The sequence below is a fragment of the Paludibacillus litoralis genome (assembly GCF_037646705.1).
GTDB classification, from domain to species: domain Bacteria; phylum Pseudomonadota; class Alphaproteobacteria; order Rhodobacterales; family Rhodobacteraceae; genus Pikeienuella; species Pikeienuella litoralis.
In genome coordinates this window covers 253980-270596 of sequence record NZ_JBBHER010000006.1, presented here as the reverse complement: position 1 = coordinate 270596, position 16617 = coordinate 253980, and the positions used below count along the sequence as shown (strand labels likewise).

18 protein-coding genes and 1 pseudogene are annotated in these 16617 nt (G+C 69.0%); 13 read left to right on the top strand and 6 right to left on the bottom strand.

What is annotated here, in order from left to right; translation table 11 throughout:
• Positions 1-92: 92 nt before the first annotated feature.
• The 3 genes from WG921_RS12490 to groES form a co-directional block, all read right to left on the bottom strand.
• Positions 93-1610: a peptidoglycan-binding domain-containing protein gene (locus WG921_RS12490; protein WP_340109567.1), complete on the bottom strand. Its 1518-nt coding sequence runs from the start codon at positions 1608-1610 to the stop codon at positions 93-95.
• 177 nt (positions 1611-1787) lie between these two features.
• Positions 1788-3428, bottom strand: coding sequence for a chaperonin GroEL (gene groL, locus WG921_RS12485; protein WP_340109566.1), 1641 nt, complete (start codon positions 3426-3428; stop codon positions 1788-1790).
• A 51-nt stretch (positions 3429-3479) separates the two neighbouring features.
• On the bottom strand, positions 3480-3791 hold the full coding sequence (gene groES, locus WG921_RS12480) for a co-chaperone GroES (RefSeq protein WP_340109565.1): 312 nt from the start codon (positions 3789-3791) through the stop codon (positions 3480-3482).
• A 222-nt stretch (positions 3792-4013) separates the two neighbouring features.
• On the opposite strand from groES, the gene WG921_RS12475 reads away from it, so the two are divergent.
• The 9 genes from WG921_RS12475 (at position 4014) to modC (ending at position 11632) form a co-directional block, all read left to right on the top strand.
• Positions 4014-4877: a TIGR01459 family HAD-type hydrolase gene (locus WG921_RS12475; RefSeq protein WP_340109564.1), complete on the top strand. Its 864-nt coding sequence runs from the start codon at positions 4014-4016 to the stop codon at positions 4875-4877.
• 113 nt (positions 4878-4990) lie between these two features.
• The gene (locus WG921_RS12470) at positions 4991-5449 is read left to right on the top strand and encodes a MaoC family dehydratase (RefSeq protein WP_340109563.1); all 459 of its coding nucleotides are present in this window, start codon (positions 4991-4993) and stop codon (positions 5447-5449) included.
• Positions 5450-5486: 37 nt separating this feature from the next.
• Positions 5487-6419: a bifunctional riboflavin kinase/FAD synthetase gene (locus tag WG921_RS12465; protein WP_340109562.1), complete on the top strand. Its 933-nt coding sequence runs from the start codon at positions 5487-5489 to the stop codon at positions 6417-6419.
• On the top strand, positions 6416-7198 hold the full coding sequence (locus WG921_RS12460) for a lysophospholipid acyltransferase family protein (protein ID WP_340109561.1): 783 nt from the start codon (positions 6416-6418) through the stop codon (positions 7196-7198). The genes WG921_RS12465 and WG921_RS12460 overlap by 4 nt, the downstream gene beginning before the upstream one ends.
• 93 nt (positions 7199-7291) lie before the next feature.
• Positions 7292-8635 (top strand): MFS transporter, encoded by a 1344-nt coding sequence (locus WG921_RS12455; protein ID WP_340109560.1) that lies wholly within the window; start codon positions 7292-7294, stop codon positions 8633-8635.
• 10 nt (positions 8636-8645) lie between these two features.
• Entirely contained in the window at positions 8646-9017 is a 372-nt protein-coding gene (locus WG921_RS12450; protein ID WP_340109559.1) for a winged helix-turn-helix domain-containing protein, read from the top strand.
• 63 nt (positions 9018-9080) lie between these two features.
• Positions 9081-9863 (top strand): molybdate ABC transporter substrate-binding protein, encoded by a 783-nt coding sequence (gene modA / locus WG921_RS12445; protein ID WP_340109558.1) that lies wholly within the window; start codon positions 9081-9083, stop codon positions 9861-9863.
• A 9-nt stretch (positions 9864-9872) separates the two neighbouring features.
• Positions 9873-10544, top strand: coding sequence for a molybdate ABC transporter permease subunit (modB, locus tag WG921_RS12440; protein WP_340109640.1), 672 nt, complete (start codon positions 9873-9875; stop codon positions 10542-10544).
• A 2-nt stretch (positions 10545-10546) separates the two neighbouring features.
• Positions 10547-11632, top strand: coding sequence for a molybdenum ABC transporter ATP-binding protein (gene modC / locus WG921_RS12435; RefSeq protein WP_340109557.1), 1086 nt, complete (start codon positions 10547-10549; stop codon positions 11630-11632).
• 7 nt (positions 11633-11639) lie between these two features.
• Here the strand turns inward: modC and WG921_RS12430 are convergent, their stop codons facing one another.
• Together WG921_RS12430 and WG921_RS12425 are read right to left on the bottom strand one after the other, a co-directional pair.
• Positions 11640-12470 (bottom strand): class I SAM-dependent methyltransferase, encoded by an 831-nt coding sequence (locus tag WG921_RS12430; RefSeq protein ID WP_340109556.1) that lies wholly within the window; start codon positions 12468-12470, stop codon positions 11640-11642.
• A gap of 46 nt (positions 12471-12516) precedes the next feature.
• Positions 12517-13122: a TlpA family protein disulfide reductase gene (locus WG921_RS12425; protein WP_340109555.1), complete on the bottom strand. Its 606-nt coding sequence runs from the start codon at positions 13120-13122 to the stop codon at positions 12517-12519.
• An 83-nt stretch (positions 13123-13205) separates the two neighbouring features.
• Here WG921_RS12425 and WG921_RS12420 point away from each other — a divergent pair, with 83 nt between their 5' ends.
• Both WG921_RS12420 and WG921_RS12415 read left to right on the top strand, forming a co-directional pair.
• Positions 13206-13679 carry a YcgN family cysteine cluster protein gene (locus tag WG921_RS12420; protein ID WP_340109554.1) on the top strand — a complete coding sequence of 158 codons (474 nt, stop codon included), beginning with the start codon at positions 13206-13208 and terminating at the stop codon, positions 13677-13679.
• Complete coding sequence (locus tag WG921_RS12415; protein WP_340109553.1) at positions 13679-14719, top strand: threonine aldolase family protein; 1041 nt, start codon at positions 13679-13681, stop codon at positions 14717-14719. The genes WG921_RS12420 and WG921_RS12415 overlap by 1 nt, the downstream gene beginning before the upstream one ends.
• A gap of 8 nt (positions 14720-14727) precedes the next feature.
• On the opposite strand, the gene hslO is transcribed toward WG921_RS12415, so the two are convergent.
• Positions 14728-15741: an Hsp33 family molecular chaperone HslO gene (gene hslO / locus WG921_RS12410; RefSeq protein WP_340109552.1), complete on the bottom strand. Its 1014-nt coding sequence runs from the start codon at positions 15739-15741 to the stop codon at positions 14728-14730.
• A gap of 254 nt (positions 15742-15995) precedes the next feature.
• On the opposite strand from hslO, the pseudogene rplU reads away from it, so the two are divergent.
• Together rplU and rpmA are read left to right on the top strand one after the other, a co-directional pair.
• Positions 15996-16301, top strand: a pseudogene (gene rplU / locus WG921_RS12405) (50S ribosomal protein L21); the annotation flags it as partial.
• 28 nt (positions 16302-16329) lie between these two features.
• Positions 16330-16599 carry a 50S ribosomal protein L27 gene (rpmA, locus tag WG921_RS12400; RefSeq protein WP_340109551.1) on the top strand — a complete coding sequence of 90 codons (270 nt, stop codon included), beginning with the start codon at positions 16330-16332 and terminating at the stop codon, positions 16597-16599.
• Positions 16600-16617 lie beyond the last annotated feature (18 nt).

The window sequence follows — 16617 nt, the reverse complement described above, 5'->3', positions numbered from 1 at the left end:
TCGTCGCGCTGGAGCGGGGGCCCGATGCGCGAGCAGACCCGGCGGCCGCGGCGATGACGGAGCGCGGCGCGGGCGCCGCGCCCCTCAGGCGATCAGAGCTGCTTCTTCGGCTCGGGCGCGCCGGGCATCTGGAACCCGGTGGCCGGAGGCGCGGAGACGTCCTGCGGCTGAGCCGGGGCGAGCGCCTGCGCCGGCGCGCCGCGAAGCCGCGTCGCCATGGTCAGCAGAAGCTGCGGCCGGTCGGCGCCCGCGTCGGCGACGACGGGACGGGCGCCGGATCGGAGCCCGGCCGACGCGTCCTCGAGCCAGTCGGCGGCCCGCGCCCGGTTCTCCGGAGCGCCGAAGCCGTAGGCGAGATGGTACCCGAGCACTTCGCCGAACCCGACCTCGCCGATGCCGACGAGGATCATCGACGCCGCGAGCGCGACGCGCGGATTGTCGGCGCCGTAGCCGATGCCGAGGCAGATGCGCGAATTCGCGGCCAGCGCCTGCATCGAGATGCCGGTGCCGACGACATATCCCTGCAACTCGGCCTTGGCGGCCGGAGCGCCTTCCGAGACCAGAGTGGCGACATAGCGGTCCATCGACGGGGCGAAGGCTTCGCACTGGCGCTGCATGTCGCTGCGGCTGACCCCCTGGATCGAGGCGGCGATCTGGTCGGCTTCGGTCAACGCCTGCGCGCGGGTGGCGCAGAACTGCGCGGCGAGGACGTTTTCGCCCTCGACCGAGAGCGAGGCGTTCTGGAGATCGGCGCCGGGCAGGGGCGAGGGCGCGCCGACGCGGGCGCAGAAGCTGCTCATCGACGCTTCGATCGGCCCGGCGACGAACATCGGCAACGCGCCGGCGGCCGGCGCCGCGGCCTCGGGCGCCGCCGGAGCGGCGGCGAGCTGGGTCTGGGGCGCGGCCGGTTGCGCCGCGGGCTGGGCGGCTTCTGGCTGCGGCGCCGCGGCGGCCTGCTGCGGCACGTTGATCGTGATCTGATTCGCCGGCTGCTGCTGCTGCGGCGGCGCCGCGACCGCGACGATCGGGCCGCCCGGCGCCACGGCCACGGTCTGACCGGTCCAGTAATAGGGCAGGACGGCGCGCACGCCGGCCGGATTGCCGGCGATCACCTGCAGGGTGTTCGGGCCGCCGGCCACCGCGCGGTCATAAGAGGTGACGAGGAACGCCTGCTCCTGCGGGGTCAGGTAGCCGGTGGCGGGGAAGTTCATGTAGCTCTGAAAGCTGCGCGCCGCGCTCCTGGAGCGCGAGCCGAGGATGCCGTCCGGCGCGCCGGCGTTGAAGCCGAAATAGTTGAGCGCGACCTGAGCCCTGCGGTTTTCCTCGCGGGTGTAGGGGTCGATGGTGTGCCGCGGCGTGCGGTCGACATAGACCGTGCGCGTCCGCGGCCGCTCGACGATCACCTCGCGCTCGCGGACCACGGTCTGAGTCTGGGTCCGCTGGCGGTCGTTGTTGATGGAATTGGTGACGACGCTGCCGACGACGCCGCCGATCACGCCGCCGAGGATGCCGGCGCCGACATCGCCCGCCGACGCGGGAGCGGCGGCCGCGATCATCAGCGCGGCGACGGCCGTGGGAGCCAGACTGCGGTGAAAATATCCTGAAGCCATGGATCAACTCCGATGAAAAGCGTGAACTTTATATCGGACGTTACCACCGGCGCCGGTGGAATCACCAAGGAAATTCGAGGCGGCGCGCGCCGGAGGTTGAGAAAGATCACGTCGGCGCGACAAAAAAAGACGGGGGCCGCGAGGCCCCCGTCCGTATCGATGACGCGGTGACGCGTCTTACATCATGCCGCCCATGCCGCCCATGTCGGGCATCGCCGGCTGGGAGGAGCCCTTCGGCTCCGGCTTGTCGGCGACCATGGCCTCGGTGGTGATCAGGAGCGCGGCGACGGAAGCCGCACCCTCGATCGCGTGCCGGACGACCTTGGCCGGATCGATGATGCCCATCTTGAGCATATCGCCGTATTCCTCGGTCTGGGCGTTGAAACCGAAGTTCATCTCGCTCGATTCCATCACCTTGCCGGCGACCACGGCGCCGTCGACGCCGGCGTTCTCGGCGATCTGGCGCAGCGGGGCCTGAACCGCGCGGGCGATGATCTTGATGCCCACGGTCTGGTCGGAGTTTTCACCCTCCATGCCGGCGAGCGCCCGGCTCGCCTGCAGAAGCGCGACGCCGCCACCGGCGACGACACCCTCCTGAACCGCGGCGCGGGTGGCGTTCAGCGCGTCGTCGACGCGGTCCTTGCGCTCCTTCACCTCGACCTCGGTCGAGCCGCCGACGCGGATCACCGCGACGCCGCCGGCGAGCTTCGCCAGACGTTCCTGCAGCTTCTCCTTGTCGTAATCGGAGGTCGTCTCCTCGATCTGGGCGCGGATCTGGGTGACGCGCGCGCTGATCTCGCTCTTTTCGCCGGAGCCGTCGATGATGGTCGTGTCGTCCTTGGTGATCGACACCTTCTTGGCCGAGCCGAGCATGTCGATGCCGACATTCTCGAGCTTCATGCCGAGATCCTCGGAGATCACCTGGCCGCCGGTCAGGATCGCGATGTCCTGCAGCATGGCCTTCCGACGATCGCCGAAGCCCGGCGCCTTGACGGCCGCGATCTTCAGGCCGCCGCGGAGCTTGTTGACGACGAGCGTGGCCAGAGCCTCGCCCTCGACGTCCTCGGCGATGATCAGGAGCGGCTTGCCGGACTGGATCACCGTCTCGAGGAGCGGCACCATCGGCTGCAGCGAGGAAAGCTTCTTCTCATGGAGAAGGATCAGGCAGTCCTCGAGCTCGGTCGTCATCTTTTCGGCGTTGGTCACGAAATACGGCGAGAGATAGCCGCGATCGAACTGCATGCCTTCGACGACGTCGGTCTCGGTCTCGAGGCCCTTGTTCTCCTCGACGGTGATCACGCCCTCGTTGCCGACCTTCTGCATCGCGTCGGCGATCTGACGGCCGATCTCCATCTCGCCATTGGCGGAGATGCCGCCAACCTGCGCGATTTCGGCGGTGTCGTTGACCGGGCGGGAGTTGGCCTTGATCTGGGAGACGACCTTCGCGACCGCGAGGTCGATGCCGCGCTTCAGATCCATCGGGTTCATGCCGGCCGCGACGGCCTTCATGCCCTCGGTGACGATCGTCTGCGCGAGGATGGTCGCGGTGGTCGTGCCGTCGCCGGCCTCGTCATTGGTGCGGGACGCGACTTCGCGCACCATCTGCGCGCCCATGTTCTCGAACTTGTCCGAGAGCTCGATCTCCTTGGCGACGGTGACGCCGTCCTTGGTGATGCGGGGGGCGCCGTAGCTCTTGTCGATCACGACGTTGCGGCCCTTGGGGCCGAGCGTGACCTTGACCGCGTTGGCGAGGGTGTTGACACCCTTCAACATGCGATCGCGGGCGTCAGTGCTGAATTTGACGTCTTTGGCAGCCATTTAGCTAGCTCCTGTGTTTATCTGATTTCGTCTGGTCTGTCGGGAGGCGCCTCAGGCGGCCTTCGCGGTCTTCTTTCCAGACATCACGCCGAGAATGTCGCTCTCTTTCATGATGAGCAGCTCTTCGCCGTCGATCTTCACTTCGGTGCCGGACCACTTGCCGAAAAGGATGCGGTCGCCGGCCTTGACGGCCATCGGGATGAGGTCGCCGGAGTCCTTGCGCGCGCCCTCGCCGACGGCGACGACTTCGCCCTCCTGGGGCTTCTCCTTGGCGTTGTCGGGAATGATGAGGCCGCCGGAGGTTTTCTCTTCGCCTTCGATGCGGCGGACCAGCACGCGGTCGTGCAGAGGGGTGAACGCCATGTCAGTCGCTCCTAGTTCCTAAAAGGTTTCGTCTTCGGGGAGGTTGGCTTCGCACATGTTAGCACTCACCTCCCATGAGTGCTAACGATGCCGGGGATGTATGCGGGGCGCCCTGCATCGTCAACCCGGCGGGGGCGGCGCCATGTGAATATTTTTGTCCGGCGCGCGCGCCGCGGGCGCCGCCGGCTTGATCGGCGCCGGAAACCGGGGGATAGACGCCGTATGACAGAGATCATTCCTTCGCTGGCCGCCATCTCCGCCCGCTATGACGCGGTCTTCTGCGACGTCTGGGGCTGCTATCATGACGGGGTCGCGCCGTTGCCGGGCGCGGTCGCCGCGCTCAGGGCGTTTCGCGCCGGCGGCGGCGCCGTCATACTTCTCACCAACGCGCCGCGGCCGGAGGCGGCGGTGCGCCGTCAACTGGCGGCCATGGGAGCGCCCGAAGACAGCTGGGACGACATCGCCTCCTCCGGCGGCGCGGCGCGGGACGCCCTCCGGCGCGGCGAATGGGGCGAGCGGGTGCATCATATCGGCGACCCCGAGCGCGACGAGGCGTTCTTCGAAGGCGTCGCCGCGGAGCGCGTGCGCCTCGAGGACGCGGTGAGCGTGATCTGCACCGGCCTGCGCAACGACAAGACGGAGACGCCGGCGGATTATGACGCGCTGCTGACCGAGGCGGCGTTGCGGCGTCTGCCGATGCTCTGCGCCAACCCGGATCTTGTCGTCGATGTCGGGGGGGAGCGGCGTTTTTGCGCCGGGGCGCTGGCGGCGCTCTACCGCGAGAAGGGCGGCCGGGTCATGGAGTACGGGAAGCCGCATCCGCAGATCTACGACTATGCGCGCGCGGTGCTGACGGCGAAGACCGGGCGGGTGATCCCGAACGAGCGGCTGCTCTGCATCGGCGACGGGGTGCGCACGGACGTCGCGGGGGCGATGGGCGAAGATCTCGACTGCCTGTTCGTGGCCGGGGGGCTCGCGGCGGCGGAAATGGGGATGGATCCGGCGAACCCGGAGCCGGAGCGCCTCGACGCCTATCTCCGCGCGGCGGGGTTTTTGCCGCGCTATGCGATCGGCTATCTGAAATGATAAGTAACAAAATTGCCTATGCTGGCCAAAATTAGCATGTAAATTACCTTCACGTCTTGATCGAGAGTCGTGCGCGCGCTACCTCTTCGCAGGTGCGAGACAAGGATGGCGCCATGTACGATTCGACCAGCCGCGACGAAATCCGCCGTGGAACGATCTGCATCGAGGACATCGAGGTCGGCATGGTCCGCCGGCTGCGGAAGGTCATCGACGACAGCGACATCGAACTGTTCGGCCGGGTGTCGACCGACCGCAACCCGGTGCATTTCGACGACGAGTACGCGCGCGACACGATTTTCGGCGGCCGCATCGCGCATGGGATGCTGACCGCGGGCCTGATTTCCGCGATCATCGGCGAGCAGCTGCCGGGCCACGGCTCGATCTACATGAAGCAATCGCTGGTGTTTCTCGCGCCGGTCCGGCCGGGCGAGATGGTCGAGGCGTCGGTGGCGGTGGCCGCGATCGACTACGCCCGCCGGCGCGTGACGCTTGAATGCCGCTGCGTCGTGGGCGATACGGTCGTGTTGAAGGGGGAGGCTCTGGTGCTGGCGCCTTCCGCCAAATTCGACTGAAGCGGCCTCGCGCCGCGGCGGAACCAGACGGGGCGCGATGCGGATCATCGAAGGAGTGGATGCGGTCCGTGCCGAGGATCGGGGCGCCTCCGCCGCCATCGGAAATTTCGATGGCGTGCATCGCGGCCACCAGGCGGTTCTGGATCTGGCGCGCGGGCGCGGGCCGCTCGGCGTCGTCACCTTCGAGCCGCATCCGCGAGAGGTGTTCCAGCCCGATGCGCCGCCGTTCAGGCTGATGCGGCTTGGCGCGCGGGCCGACCAGCTCGCGGCGCTGGGGGTGGAGCGGCTTTTCGTGATCCGGTTCGACCGCGCCTTCGCGGCCCTGAGCGCGGACGCGTTCTGCGCCGACGTGCTGGCGGGGAAGCTCGGGCTCAGCCATGTCGTCGTCGGGGCCGATTTCCGCTTCGGCGCGAAACGCGCGGGCGACGCCGCGCATCTTCGCGCCGCCGGCGCGCGGCTCGGCTTCGGCGTGACGGTGGCCGACCTGATATCGGGCGAGGGGGGCGAGATTTCCTCCACCGCGATCCGCGCCGCGCTCCTCGAGGGCCGCGTCGAGGATGCGACGCGCATGCTCGGCCATCTCCACCGGATCGAGGGGATCGTCGAACATGGCGAGAAGCGGGGGCGCGGGCTCGGCTTTCCGACGATCAATCAATCGCTGGACGGGCTGATGGCGCCGCGGTTCGGCGTCTACGCGGCGCGGGTCGAAGTGAAGGACGGGCCGCACAAGGGGGCCTATGACGGCGTGGCGTCGCTTGGCGTCCGGCCGGTGTTCGGCGGCGAGAAGGCGAATCTCGAAACGTTCCTTCTCGATTTTTCCGGGGATCTCTACGGCGCGCGCGTCTCCACCGGGCTGGTTTCATGGCAGCGCCCCGAGGTGAAGTTCGATGGGGTCGAGGCGCTGATCGCGGCGATGAAAGAGGACGTGGCCGAAGCGCGCCGGCGGCTGAGAAGGGCGGGGGACGCATGACCCGACGCCTCCGCGTCGCGGCGTTCAATATCGTTTTCTACACGGTCACGTTCGTCTGGGCGATGTATGTCGCCGCGGCGTGCCGGTTCGTCTCGGCCGACCGGGTGCGGGCGATGATCGCGCGCTGGTGCCGCTGGGTGCGGTGGTGGGTCCGTGTCGGGCTTTCGGGGCGGATCGAGATCCGTGGGCGGGAGAAGCTGCCCGCCGCGCCCTACATCCTCGCGCCGAAGCATCAGTCGGAGCTGGATGTCTGCGTCATCTTCGGCGCGCATCCCGAGAGCGGCGCGGTGGTGATGAAGGAGCTGGCCAATCTTCCGTTCCTCGGCAGGCTGATCAAGAAAATGGACCTGATCACGGTCTCGGTCGAGCATGGGCCGCAGGGGTTGACCGACATGATCCGGGACGGCGCGCGGCGCGTCGCGGGGCAGGGGCGCCCGATCCTGATCTATCCCGAAGGAGAGCTGATGGCGCTCGGCGCCCGGGCGCGCTACCGGACCGGCGTGTTCAACATCTACGACGCGGCGCAGATCCCGGTGGTGCCGGTCGCGCAGTCCCTCGGCGCGATCTGGCCGAAGCGGGAGTGGGGCAAGAAGCTCCGCCGCTCCGGCGCCATCCGGTACCTGAAGCCGATCCCGCCGGGGCTCGGCAAGGAAGAGTTCATGGCGCGGCTCGAAAATGTGGTGGAGGAGGCCACGATGGAGCTGATCCGCGAGCACGCGACGGGGGCTGACCTCGCCGCCGCCGAAGATCGCTACGCGCGGAAGGCGGGGAACGAATAAGCGGCCGCGCCGCGCGTCTTCTTCCGCCATCCGGCTTGATCCCGCGCGCGCTTCGTGCGGAAACTCGCTCCGAGAGAGAGGGGAGGACGCGGGATGGCCGTGGAGACGACCGCGACGGGCGGCAGCGAGGCCGCCCGCAATCAGTTCGCGCTCTTTCGCACGCGCCGTTTCTGGCCGCTCTTCACGGTGCAGTTCTTCGGCGCGTTCAATGACCAGACGTTCAAGAACGCCTTCGTCGCGCTTCTCACCTATCGGCTGGCCGATCGGCTCGCGCTGAGCGAGGGCGAGGTCGACGCCTATGTCCAGATCGCGGCCGGGCTCTACATCCTGCCGTTCGCGCTCTGCGCGGCGACGGCGGGGCAGATCGCCGACGGGATGGACAAGGCGCGGATGATGCGCTGGGTCAAGTTCGCCGAGATCGTGCTGATGGGAATCGCGGCGGCGGCCTATCTCACGCAGAGCCTGCCTATTCTCTTCGGTCTGATGTTTCTGATGGGCGCGCAATCGGCGTTCTTCGCGCCGATCAAATATGGCGTGCTGCCGCAATACATGCGGCGCGACGAGATGCCGGCCGCGAACGGGTTGATCCAGGGGGCGACCTTCCTCGCCATCCTTCTGGGGCAGATCTTCGGGGCGAAGCTGGTGCTGACCGAGGGCGGGGTCGCCGGCGTCTCCGCCGCGGTGGTGCTGATCGCGGTGATCGGCTGGATCGCCAGTTTCGCCGCGCCGCCGGCGCCGCCGCAGGGCCCGAGGCCGAAGGTGAACTGGGTCATGCCGGTGGCGATGGTCAGGATCATCGCCCAGTGCTGGGGCGAAAAGCCGGCGATGTTCGCGATGCTGGCGCTCGGCTGGTTCTGGTTCGCGGGGGCGACCTTCCTCTCGCTCATCTTCCAGATCGCGAAATTTTCGCTGCTGGCGTCGGAAAATGTGGCGCTGATCCTGCTCACGTCCTTCTCCGTTGGAATCGCGGTCGGCGCTGTGATCTATTCGGTTATCGTGAAGGGCCGGGTCACGCTGAAGACCGCGCCCTGGGGCGCGGCCGGAATCGGGGTCGGCGCGCTTGGCTTCTGTTTCGCCGTCCGGGCGTATGGGGGCGATCTGGCGGACCGGGCGGAGCTGCTGACGGTTGGCGAGTTTCTCGCCCGGTGGGACGCATGGCCGGTGCTCGGCGCGCTGATCTTCATGGCGATGTTCGCCGGGCTCTATGTGACGCCGCTCAATGTCGAGTATCAGGTGAAGGCGCCGGAAGGGCGGAAGGGGCGGTTCGTGGCGTGCTCCAACGTGATCGACAGCCTCTCCATGGTCGCCTCCGCCGGGGCCGCGGCGGTTCTGATCGGGCTCGTCGGCGTGCCGCGCGAGATCGTGTTCGCGCTGGCGGGCGCGACCGGGTTCATCGCCGCCTATGTCGTCTGGCGACGGGCGCGGCGGGAGGAATGAGGCGAGGGGTATGGTGGAATCCGTGAAGGACAGGCGCCTGAAGCTGCGGGTCGTGTTCGATCCGATCGCGATGGTCGGCCCCGGCAGGGTCGACCTTCTGGAGTTCATTCAGGAGACGGGCTCGATCTCCGCCGCCGGGCGGCGGATGGGCATGAGCTACAAGCGCGCCTGGTCGCTGGTGGAGGCGATGAACGCGATCTTTCGCGCGCCCCTGGTCGAGAGCACCCGCGGCGGCGCGAAAGGCGGCGGCGCGGCGCTGACCAGAGACGGCGAGACGGTGCTGGCGGCCTATCGCCGGATCGAGATCAAGCTGGCCGAGGCCGCGGCGCCGGAGCTCGGCGTTCTGACGGCGATGCTCGGCGATATGTCCGGTGGGAGATAACGGCTTGCCAGCCGACCCGGCGCAGGCGATATATCCCACCGGACATATCGAGTGGGAGAGCCGATGATCGGGGCCGCGCGCCTTCGCCGCCTTGCGCGCCTCGCCGCTGCGGCGGCTTTCCTGGCCCTGGGGCCGGCCGGCCCGGCCGCCGCCGAGCCGCCGCTGGTCGCCGTCGCCGCGAATTTCGCCGGGGCGGCGGAGCGGATTTCCGCCGCGTTCACCGAAAGGACCGGGTTTGAGATCGTGCTGACGACCGGCTCCACCGGCAAGCTCTACGCCCAGATCAGGCACGGCGCGCCCTATGACGCGATGTTGTCGGCCGACGCGGCGACGCCGGAGCGGCTGGAGGCGGAGGGTCTGGCGATTCCGGGCTCCCGCTTCACATATGCGGTCGGCCGGCTCGCGCTCTGGAGCGCGGCGCCGAGGCGGCTTGAAAACGGGGCGGAGGCGGCGCTGACCGATCCCGCGACGCGCAAGGTCGCCATCGCCAACCCGAAATTGGCGCCTTACGGCGCGGCGGCGGAGGACGCGCTGCGGGCGATGGGGCTATGGGAGCGTCTCCAACCGAAGATTGTGATGGGGGAGAATATCGGCCAGACATTCGCGATGGTGGAGAGCGGCGCAGCGGATTTCGGGTTTGTCGCGGCCTCGGCGGTCAGCGCGCCGGGGCGCGCGCCGCGCGGCTCGCTTTTCGTGGTTCCGGCCGATGCTTACGCTCCGATCCGGCAGGATGCGGCGTTGCTCCTTCCCGGCGCTGAAGATGACGCGGCGAAAGCGTTCCTCGCGTTTCTGCGCGGGGCCGAGGGGCGCGCCATCGCCGCATCGTTCGGTTACGGCGTGGATTGACGTGTGAGCATGCCGGATCTCGGGCCTCTTTTCCTCACGTTCCGGCTGGCGGCGGTCGTCACCATCGTGCTTCTGGCGCTCGGCGCGCCGTTCGCGTGGTGGCTCGCGCATACGAAAAGCCGCCTGAAGCCGGCGCTGGAGGCGGTGACGGCCCTGCCGCTTGTGCTGCCGCCGACGGTGATGGGGTTCTATTTTCTTTTGCTGCTCAGCCCGAATTCGGAGTTTGGCGGATTCTGGCTGCGGATGACGGGCGACGCGCTCGTCTTCTCGTTCACCGGCGTGGTCATCGCGTCGGTGGCCTATTCGGCGCCGTTCATGGTGCAGCCGCTTCAGGCCGCGTTCGAGGCGATCGGCCGCGCGCCGCTCGAGGCGGCGGCCACGCTCGGCGCGAACCCTCGGGACGCGTTTTTCACGGTGGCGGCGCCGATGGCGGCGCGCGGCTTCCTCACCGCTGGCGTTCTCACCTTCGCCCACACGATCGGGGAGTTCGGCGTGGTGCTGATGGTCGGCGGTTCGATCCCCGGCGCGACCAAGGTGATCTCGATCCAGATCTATGAGCAGGTGGAGACGATCAATTACGCCGAGGCGCACGCGCTTTCCGCGATCCTGCTGGCGTTTTCGTTCGCCGTTCTCCTGATCGTCTACACGGTCAACCGGCGGTTTCCGCTGCGGGCGGTCTGAGAATGGCGCTCTCGCTCGATATCCGCCTCGCCTATCCGGGGTTCGATCTCGACTTTCAGGCGGAGATCGCCGGCCGCGGCCTGACCGCGCTTTTCGGCCCGTCCGGCTGCGGCAAGACCACGGTGCTCCGCACGCTCGCGGGGCTGGAGCCGAACGCGGCGGGGCGGGTGAGCTACAACGGAGAAATCTGGCAGGATGCGAAGACCTTCCTGCCGCCGCATCGGCGCGGCGTCGGCTATGTGTTTCAGGACGCGCGGCTTTTCCCGCATCTGACGGTGGCGGGGAATCTCGCCTATGCGGAAAGGCGCGCCCGCCGCGCGGGGCGGCGGCCGGCCTATGATCAGGTCGTCGCCGCGCTCGCGCTCGCGCCGTTGCTGGCGCGCCGCCCGGGCGGGCTTTCGGGCGGCGAGCGCCAACGGGTCGCCATCGGCCGCGCGCTCTTGACCGCGCCGCGGATCCTGCTGCTGGATGAGCCGATGGCCGCGCTGGACGAAGGCCGCAAAGAGGAGGTCACCCCCTATATCGAGGCCCTCCGCGAGACGGCGACGACGCCGATCCTTCTGGTCAGCCATTCACTGACCGAGGTCGCGCGGCTGGCGTCCGATATCGTGGTGATGCGGGAGGGGCGGGCGCTCCGCGCCGGGCCGCTGGACGAATTGCTCGCCGACCCGGGGTTCGCGCCGGTGATCGGCCCTTCGATGGCCGGCGCGGTGCTGACCGGCCGCGTCGTGGCGCATCATGACGACGGCCTGAGCGAGCTTGCGCTCGGGCCGGCGCGCGTCTTTCTGCCGGGCGTCGCGGCGCCGGTCGGCGCCACGCTCCGCTTCCGCATCCGCGCGGACGATGTGATCCTCGCGGTGGGTCCGGTCTCGAAACTCTCCGCGCTCAACATCCTGCCGGCGGTGGTCGAGGACGTGCATCTCGGCGGCGGCCCCGGCGCGATGATCGCGCTGCGCGTCGGCGATCAGCGGCTGCTGGCGCGGGTCACGCGGCGTTCGCTCAATGCGCTCGGCCTCGCTCCCGGGGCGCCGTGTTCGGCGGTGGTGAAATCCGTCGCGGTGATGCGGGCGGAGATCGGGCCGGGCTAGGCTGGCTTCAGCGCCCGCCGATCAGCCCGAAGAACCGCTTCGCGGGCTTGGCGGGTTTGGCGGGCCGATAGGCGGGGGCGGTGAAATTATAGCGCGTCGCCGCCTTGTCGAACGCGGCGAGGAGCGCGGCCCCGTAGACCCGCTCGATCAACGCCCGGATCCGCGCCATCTCCGCGTCGTCGAGCGGCGCGGCGAGGGTCCAGGGCAGATGGATCGCCGCCTCCGCGATCTCGGCCAGCGCCGCCGTGCTCATCGTGAGGTCGATATGAAAGATGTTGCCCTTGTTCGCGGTCGAAGCCCTGCGGTGGCTCTCGGGGAACTGATCGTAGAGGTATTTCGGCCCGATGCCGATCGGCCGCGGCTGCAGGCGGTAGAGCCGGCGGTCGTGATGGATGATCTTGCGCGATCCGGTCAGGACTTCCGAGAGAAAGAGCGTGTCGATCAGCGGCCAGGGGTGCTTGTGGTTGCCGTCCACGAAGGCCATGTCGTAATTCGCGCCGTGATCGATGATGTCGAGCGCCGTGGAGCCGAAGCGCCGCTCCACCGTCACCGGCCCGCCGGGATAGATGGCGTCGATCAGATACCCGGTCGGCTTGCTGAGATCGCCGAAGAATTCATGCGCCGGGTCGTAGGTCGTGAAACGCGCGCCGCCATGCTCCGCCAGCATCCGGCAGATCAGCCCGCCGGAAAGCCCGGACGCCGCGCCGACTTCGACGAAGGCTTCCGGCCGGTCGGCGGCGATCAGCTCGTGAATGAACATCGCCTCGCGCGGGGTGATGGAGCCCCAGCCCTTGCGCCAATGGCTTTCGAATACGGAATTGACGGCGTCGATGTCCACAACCAGCCTTTCTGCTCGGCGCGCGCGCGCAGGGCGCGCGTCAGCGTTAACTGCCTGCAGAGGCCGATGAAGACAAGAGCGCGCGCGACGCGTCCGCATCCGGCGCCGCGATCAGCGCGTCGAGGTAGCGGTCCGTCGCCGCGTCCCTCCACGGCCCGAGCCCCTCCATCACGGCGACGACCTGACCGAACTTGTCGACGATCATCGTCGTCGGAGTCCCCCGCAGGCCGATGCTGGAGGCGAGCGCGCGGTCGGGGTCGATGAACGGAGGAAGAAGATCGTATCCGCGCCCGCTGAGATAATCACGCACCAGCGCCTCCGCCGGCGGGTCATCGAGAGAGACGGTGACGACGGAGAGGCCGCGCCCCTGATAGCGCTCCGCCAGCGCCTGCAACTGGGGCATCTCGCGCGCGCAGATCGGGCACCATGTCGCCCAGAGCGCGACGACCGCGACCTCGCCGCGCCAGTCCGCGAGCGTGGCGACGCCGCCATTGGCGTTGACGAGCCGGGTCTCCGGCGCCGGAGATTCGCGCGTGATCCGGATGACCCGCTCTTCGAACAGCCCGCCTTCAGGCGGCCCGAAATGCTTCAGCGCCGCCTGTCCGGCGGCGAGGCACGCCGCGAGGCCGATAAAAATGAGAACAATGCGCACACCCACCTCGTCTGTTGTCTCCCGCCCCGATATAAGACCCCTTGAGCCGCGAAGACGAGGCTGCGCGGGAGCGAGGACACGGGATGGTGAAGCCGGCGACGAAGAATGCCCCGCTCCGCCCCGGCTTCTGGCGCGGCCGGAAGCTCGGCGACCTCACCCGCGAGGAGTGGGAGGCGCTCTGCGACGGGTGCGGGCGCTGCTGCCTTCTGAAGCTGGAGGATGAGGACACGGGCGAGGTCTCCTACACCGACATCGCCTGCCGGCTTTTCGACGCCGAGACATGCCGGTGCGGCAATTATCCGCTCCGCTCCCAGCTGGTGAAAGGCTGCGTGCGGCTGTCGCCGGAGACCATCGAGCGCGACAAGAACTGGATGCCGAAGACCTGCGCCTATCGGCTGCTGGCCGAAGGCGGCGATCTTCCGGAGTGGCATTATCTCGTCTCCGGGAGCCGCGAGACGGTGCGCGAGGCCGGGATCTCCGTGCATGGCAAGACCATCTCCGAATGGGAGGTGGACGAGGACGATTACGAAGACAGAATAATCGAAGGCATGATCTGATGTGGTTTACTTCCGACAACGCCGCCGGCGCCGCGCCCGGCGTGATCGAGGCGATGACGCGCGCCTCCGAAGGCCCGGCGATGGCCTATGGCGACGACGCCCAGACCGACCGCGCGAGCGACATGATCCGCGAGCTGTTCGAAGCGCCCGCCGCGGCGGTGCGGTTCGTCGCGACCGGAACGGCGGCGAACGCGCTCGCGCTGGCGACGCTGACGCCGCCCTGGACGGCGATCTGGTGCCACGATCACGCGCATATCGAGGAGGATGAGTGCGGGGCGCCGGAATTTTACACCGGCGGCGCCAAGCTGGTGAAGGTCGGCGGCGCGCATGGCCGGATGGACCGGGACGCGCTTCGCGCCGCGCTCGGCGTCGCGGAGGGCGCCAGCATCCACAATGTCCAGAAAGGCGCGCTCTCGCTGACCCAGGCGACGGAGGCGGGCACGGTCTACTCCGCGGCCGATCTCGCGGCGCTGGCCGGGGCGGCGAAGGCGGCGGGCGTCCCCGTCCATCTCGACGGCACCCGATTCGCCAACGCGATCGCGGCGACCGGCGCGAGCCCGGCCGAGATGAGCTGGAAGATCGGCGTCGACATCCTCTGCCTCGGCTTCACCAAGAATGGCGCGCCGGCGGCGGAGGCGGTGGTGATGTTCGACGAGAGCCGCGTCCGGGAATTCGACCTCCGCCGGAAACGCGGCGGGCATCTCTTCTCCAAGATGCGCTTCATCACCGCGCAGGTCGAAGCGATGCTGGAGGGCGGGGCGTGGCTTCGCTTCGCGGCGCACGCGAATGCGATGGCGGCGCGGCTGGCCGAGGGGCTCGCGGGATTGCCCGGGGTGCGGATCCTGCATCCTGTGGAGGCGAATCTGGTCTTCGTCGAGCTCCCGCGCGCGGCGCATGAGGCGGCGTTGGCGAAGGGCGCCGCCTATCACAACTGGCCGGCGGAAGGCCGGCCGGACCATGTCGGCGCCCGGCTCGTCGCCTCCTACGCGACGCGGGAGGAGGATGTGGATCGGCTGATCGCGGCGCTGAAGGCGGGGTAGCGCCGCCTTCAGGCCTCGCCGCCGCCCAGAATCCGGGACGGGTCCAGGGCGTAGGACGCGCCGCAGAACTGGCAGTCGGCGGTGATCTTCCCCTCGGCGGTGATCATCTCCGCGATCTCGGCGGCGCTGTAATGCGCCAGCGCCGCCTCCACCTTCTCGGCGGAGCAGGTGCAGCCGAACCGGACCGGTTGCGCGGGCCAGACCCGCGGCGCCTCCTCGTGAAAGAGCCGCAGAAGCAGCGTCTCCGCCGGAACGATCGGGCCGATCAATTCATGCGTCTCCATGGTCGCGAGCAGCATCGAGACGCGGCGCCAGTCGTCCTCGCGCCCGCCGAGCGCGGCGGCGTCGCCGGCGCTCATCAGGCCGTCGGCGCCGGCGGGCGCGTCAGGGGCGACGCCGCCTTCTGACGGGAGCTGCTGGATCATCACGCCGCCGCCCCGCCACGCCGCGGCCTCCCCTGGCGTCTCCGAGAGCGCGGTCTCGATGGCGAAACTGGTGGCGAGCTGCTCGGACTGGGCGAAATAGGCCTCCATCGCGCCGGACAGCGCGCCGCCGGTCAGCGGCGTCACGCCCTGATAGGGGGCCATGCCCGGCCCCTGGTCGATGGTGACGCCGACCACGCCGGCGCCGAGTTGCCGGAACCCGGGCGCGGCGGGGTCCAGCGCCTCCGGATCGAAGCCGGCGTAGGCGCGGATACGCGCGGGGCCGCCCTCGCGCTCCGGCGCGAAATAATCCGTGGCGATCAGGCGGATCGCGCCCTCGCCCCGGACCTGGAGAGACAGCCGCCAGCGGAGCTTCATGGTCTGCCCGATCAGGGCGGTCAGCAGCGTCGCCTCCGAGACGAGCGCGGCGACCGGAGTGGGATAGGCGCGCGCGCCGAGGATGGCGTTCAGCGTCCGGTCGAGCCGCGCGACGCGGCCCCGCATGCCCGCCCCGTCCAGCTGGAACGGCAGGATGCTGTCGTCGCCGGAGGCGGGCGTCCCGGCGTTGGCGTTGGCGTCGTCCGGCGTCGTCTCGGTCATGCGTGGCTCCTGATCGAGCGAAAGTCCGGCCCTGATAGTTGGGATCGGCGATGGGCGCAAACCGTGCGGCGGCTGTCTTGACGGGCCCGGACGTATCGGAGATAAGGCCCTTCCTTGGGGCGCGCGAGCGCCGCCGAGGGTTGATGCTATGACGCCCCGACCGGGGCGCGCTGTCCGAGGCGGGCCGGATTGGTCCGAAAGCGCGGGGGGACCCGCCGCCGCAGGGCGCGGAAGAGAGAAAAGGAAAGCGCGAAATGTTCGCGGTGATCAAGACGGGCGGCAAGCAATACAAGGTTGCCGCCAATGACGTCCTCACGGTCGAGAAGCTGGCGGGCGAAGCCGGCGCGGCCATTCAGTTCGACGAGGTGCTGATGGTGGGCGGCGAAGACGGCGTGACCGTCGGCGCCCCTCGCGTGGCCGGGGCGAGCGTCGCCGCGGAGGTGATCGATCAGACCCGCGGGCCGAAGACGATCTCCTTCAAGCGGCGCCGCCGGAAGGCGAGCTCGAAGCGGCGGAAGGGGCATCGCCAGGATCTGACGCTGGTGCGCATCACCGCGATCAACCCGGCCTGACAAAGGAGAGAACGACATGGCGCACAAGAAAGCAGGCGGTTCCTCCCGCAACGGCCGCGATAGCGCGGGCCGCCGTCTCGGCGTGAAGAAATTCGGCGGCGAAGCCGTCATTCCGGGCAACATCATCATCCGCCAGCGCGGCACGAAATGGTGGCCGGGGACGAATGTCGGCCTCGGCAAGGATCATACGATCTTCGCCACGGCCGAGGGCGCGGTGAAGTTCCACAAGGGACTCAAGGGCCGCACCTTCGTGTCCATCGTTCCGCCGGCGGAGGCCGCCGAGTAGCGTTGGCTGCGAATTCAC

Coding starts and splice junctions, on each gene's coding strand:
- WG921_RS12490 (WP_340109567.1), bottom strand. CDS start 1,610: ATGGCTTCAGGATATTTTCACCGCAGTCTGGCTCCCACGGCCGTCGCC.
- groL (WP_340109566.1), bottom strand. CDS start 3,428: ATGGCTGCCAAAGACGTCAAATTCAGCACTGACGCCCGCGATCGCATG.
- groES (WP_340109565.1), bottom strand. CDS start 3,791: ATGGCGTTCACCCCTCTGCACGACCGCGTGCTGGTCCGCCGCATCGAA.
- WG921_RS12475 (WP_340109564.1), top strand. CDS start 4,014: ATGACAGAGATCATTCCTTCGCTGGCCGCCATCTCCGCCCGCTATGAC.
- WG921_RS12470 (WP_340109563.1), top strand. CDS start 4,991: ATGTACGATTCGACCAGCCGCGACGAAATCCGCCGTGGAACGATCTGC.
- WG921_RS12465 (WP_340109562.1), top strand. CDS start 5,487: ATGCGGATCATCGAAGGAGTGGATGCGGTCCGTGCCGAGGATCGGGGC.
- WG921_RS12460 (WP_340109561.1), top strand. CDS start 6,416: ATGACCCGACGCCTCCGCGTCGCGGCGTTCAATATCGTTTTCTACACG.
- WG921_RS12455 (WP_340109560.1), top strand. CDS start 7,292: ATGGCCGTGGAGACGACCGCGACGGGCGGCAGCGAGGCCGCCCGCAAT.
- WG921_RS12450 (WP_340109559.1), top strand. CDS start 8,646: ATGGTGGAATCCGTGAAGGACAGGCGCCTGAAGCTGCGGGTCGTGTTC.
- modA (WP_340109558.1), top strand. CDS start 9,081: ATGATCGGGGCCGCGCGCCTTCGCCGCCTTGCGCGCCTCGCCGCTGCG.
- modB (WP_340109640.1), top strand. CDS start 9,873: ATGCCGGATCTCGGGCCTCTTTTCCTCACGTTCCGGCTGGCGGCGGTC.
- modC (WP_340109557.1), top strand. CDS start 10,547: ATGGCGCTCTCGCTCGATATCCGCCTCGCCTATCCGGGGTTCGATCTC.
- WG921_RS12420 (WP_340109554.1), top strand. CDS start 13,206: ATGGTGAAGCCGGCGACGAAGAATGCCCCGCTCCGCCCCGGCTTCTGG.
- WG921_RS12415 (WP_340109553.1), top strand. CDS start 13,679: ATGTGGTTTACTTCCGACAACGCCGCCGGCGCCGCGCCCGGCGTGATC.
- hslO (WP_340109552.1), bottom strand. CDS start 15,741: ATGACCGAGACGACGCCGGACGACGCCAACGCCAACGCCGGGACGCCC.
- rpmA (WP_340109551.1), top strand. CDS start 16,330: ATGGCGCACAAGAAAGCAGGCGGTTCCTCCCGCAACGGCCGCGATAGC.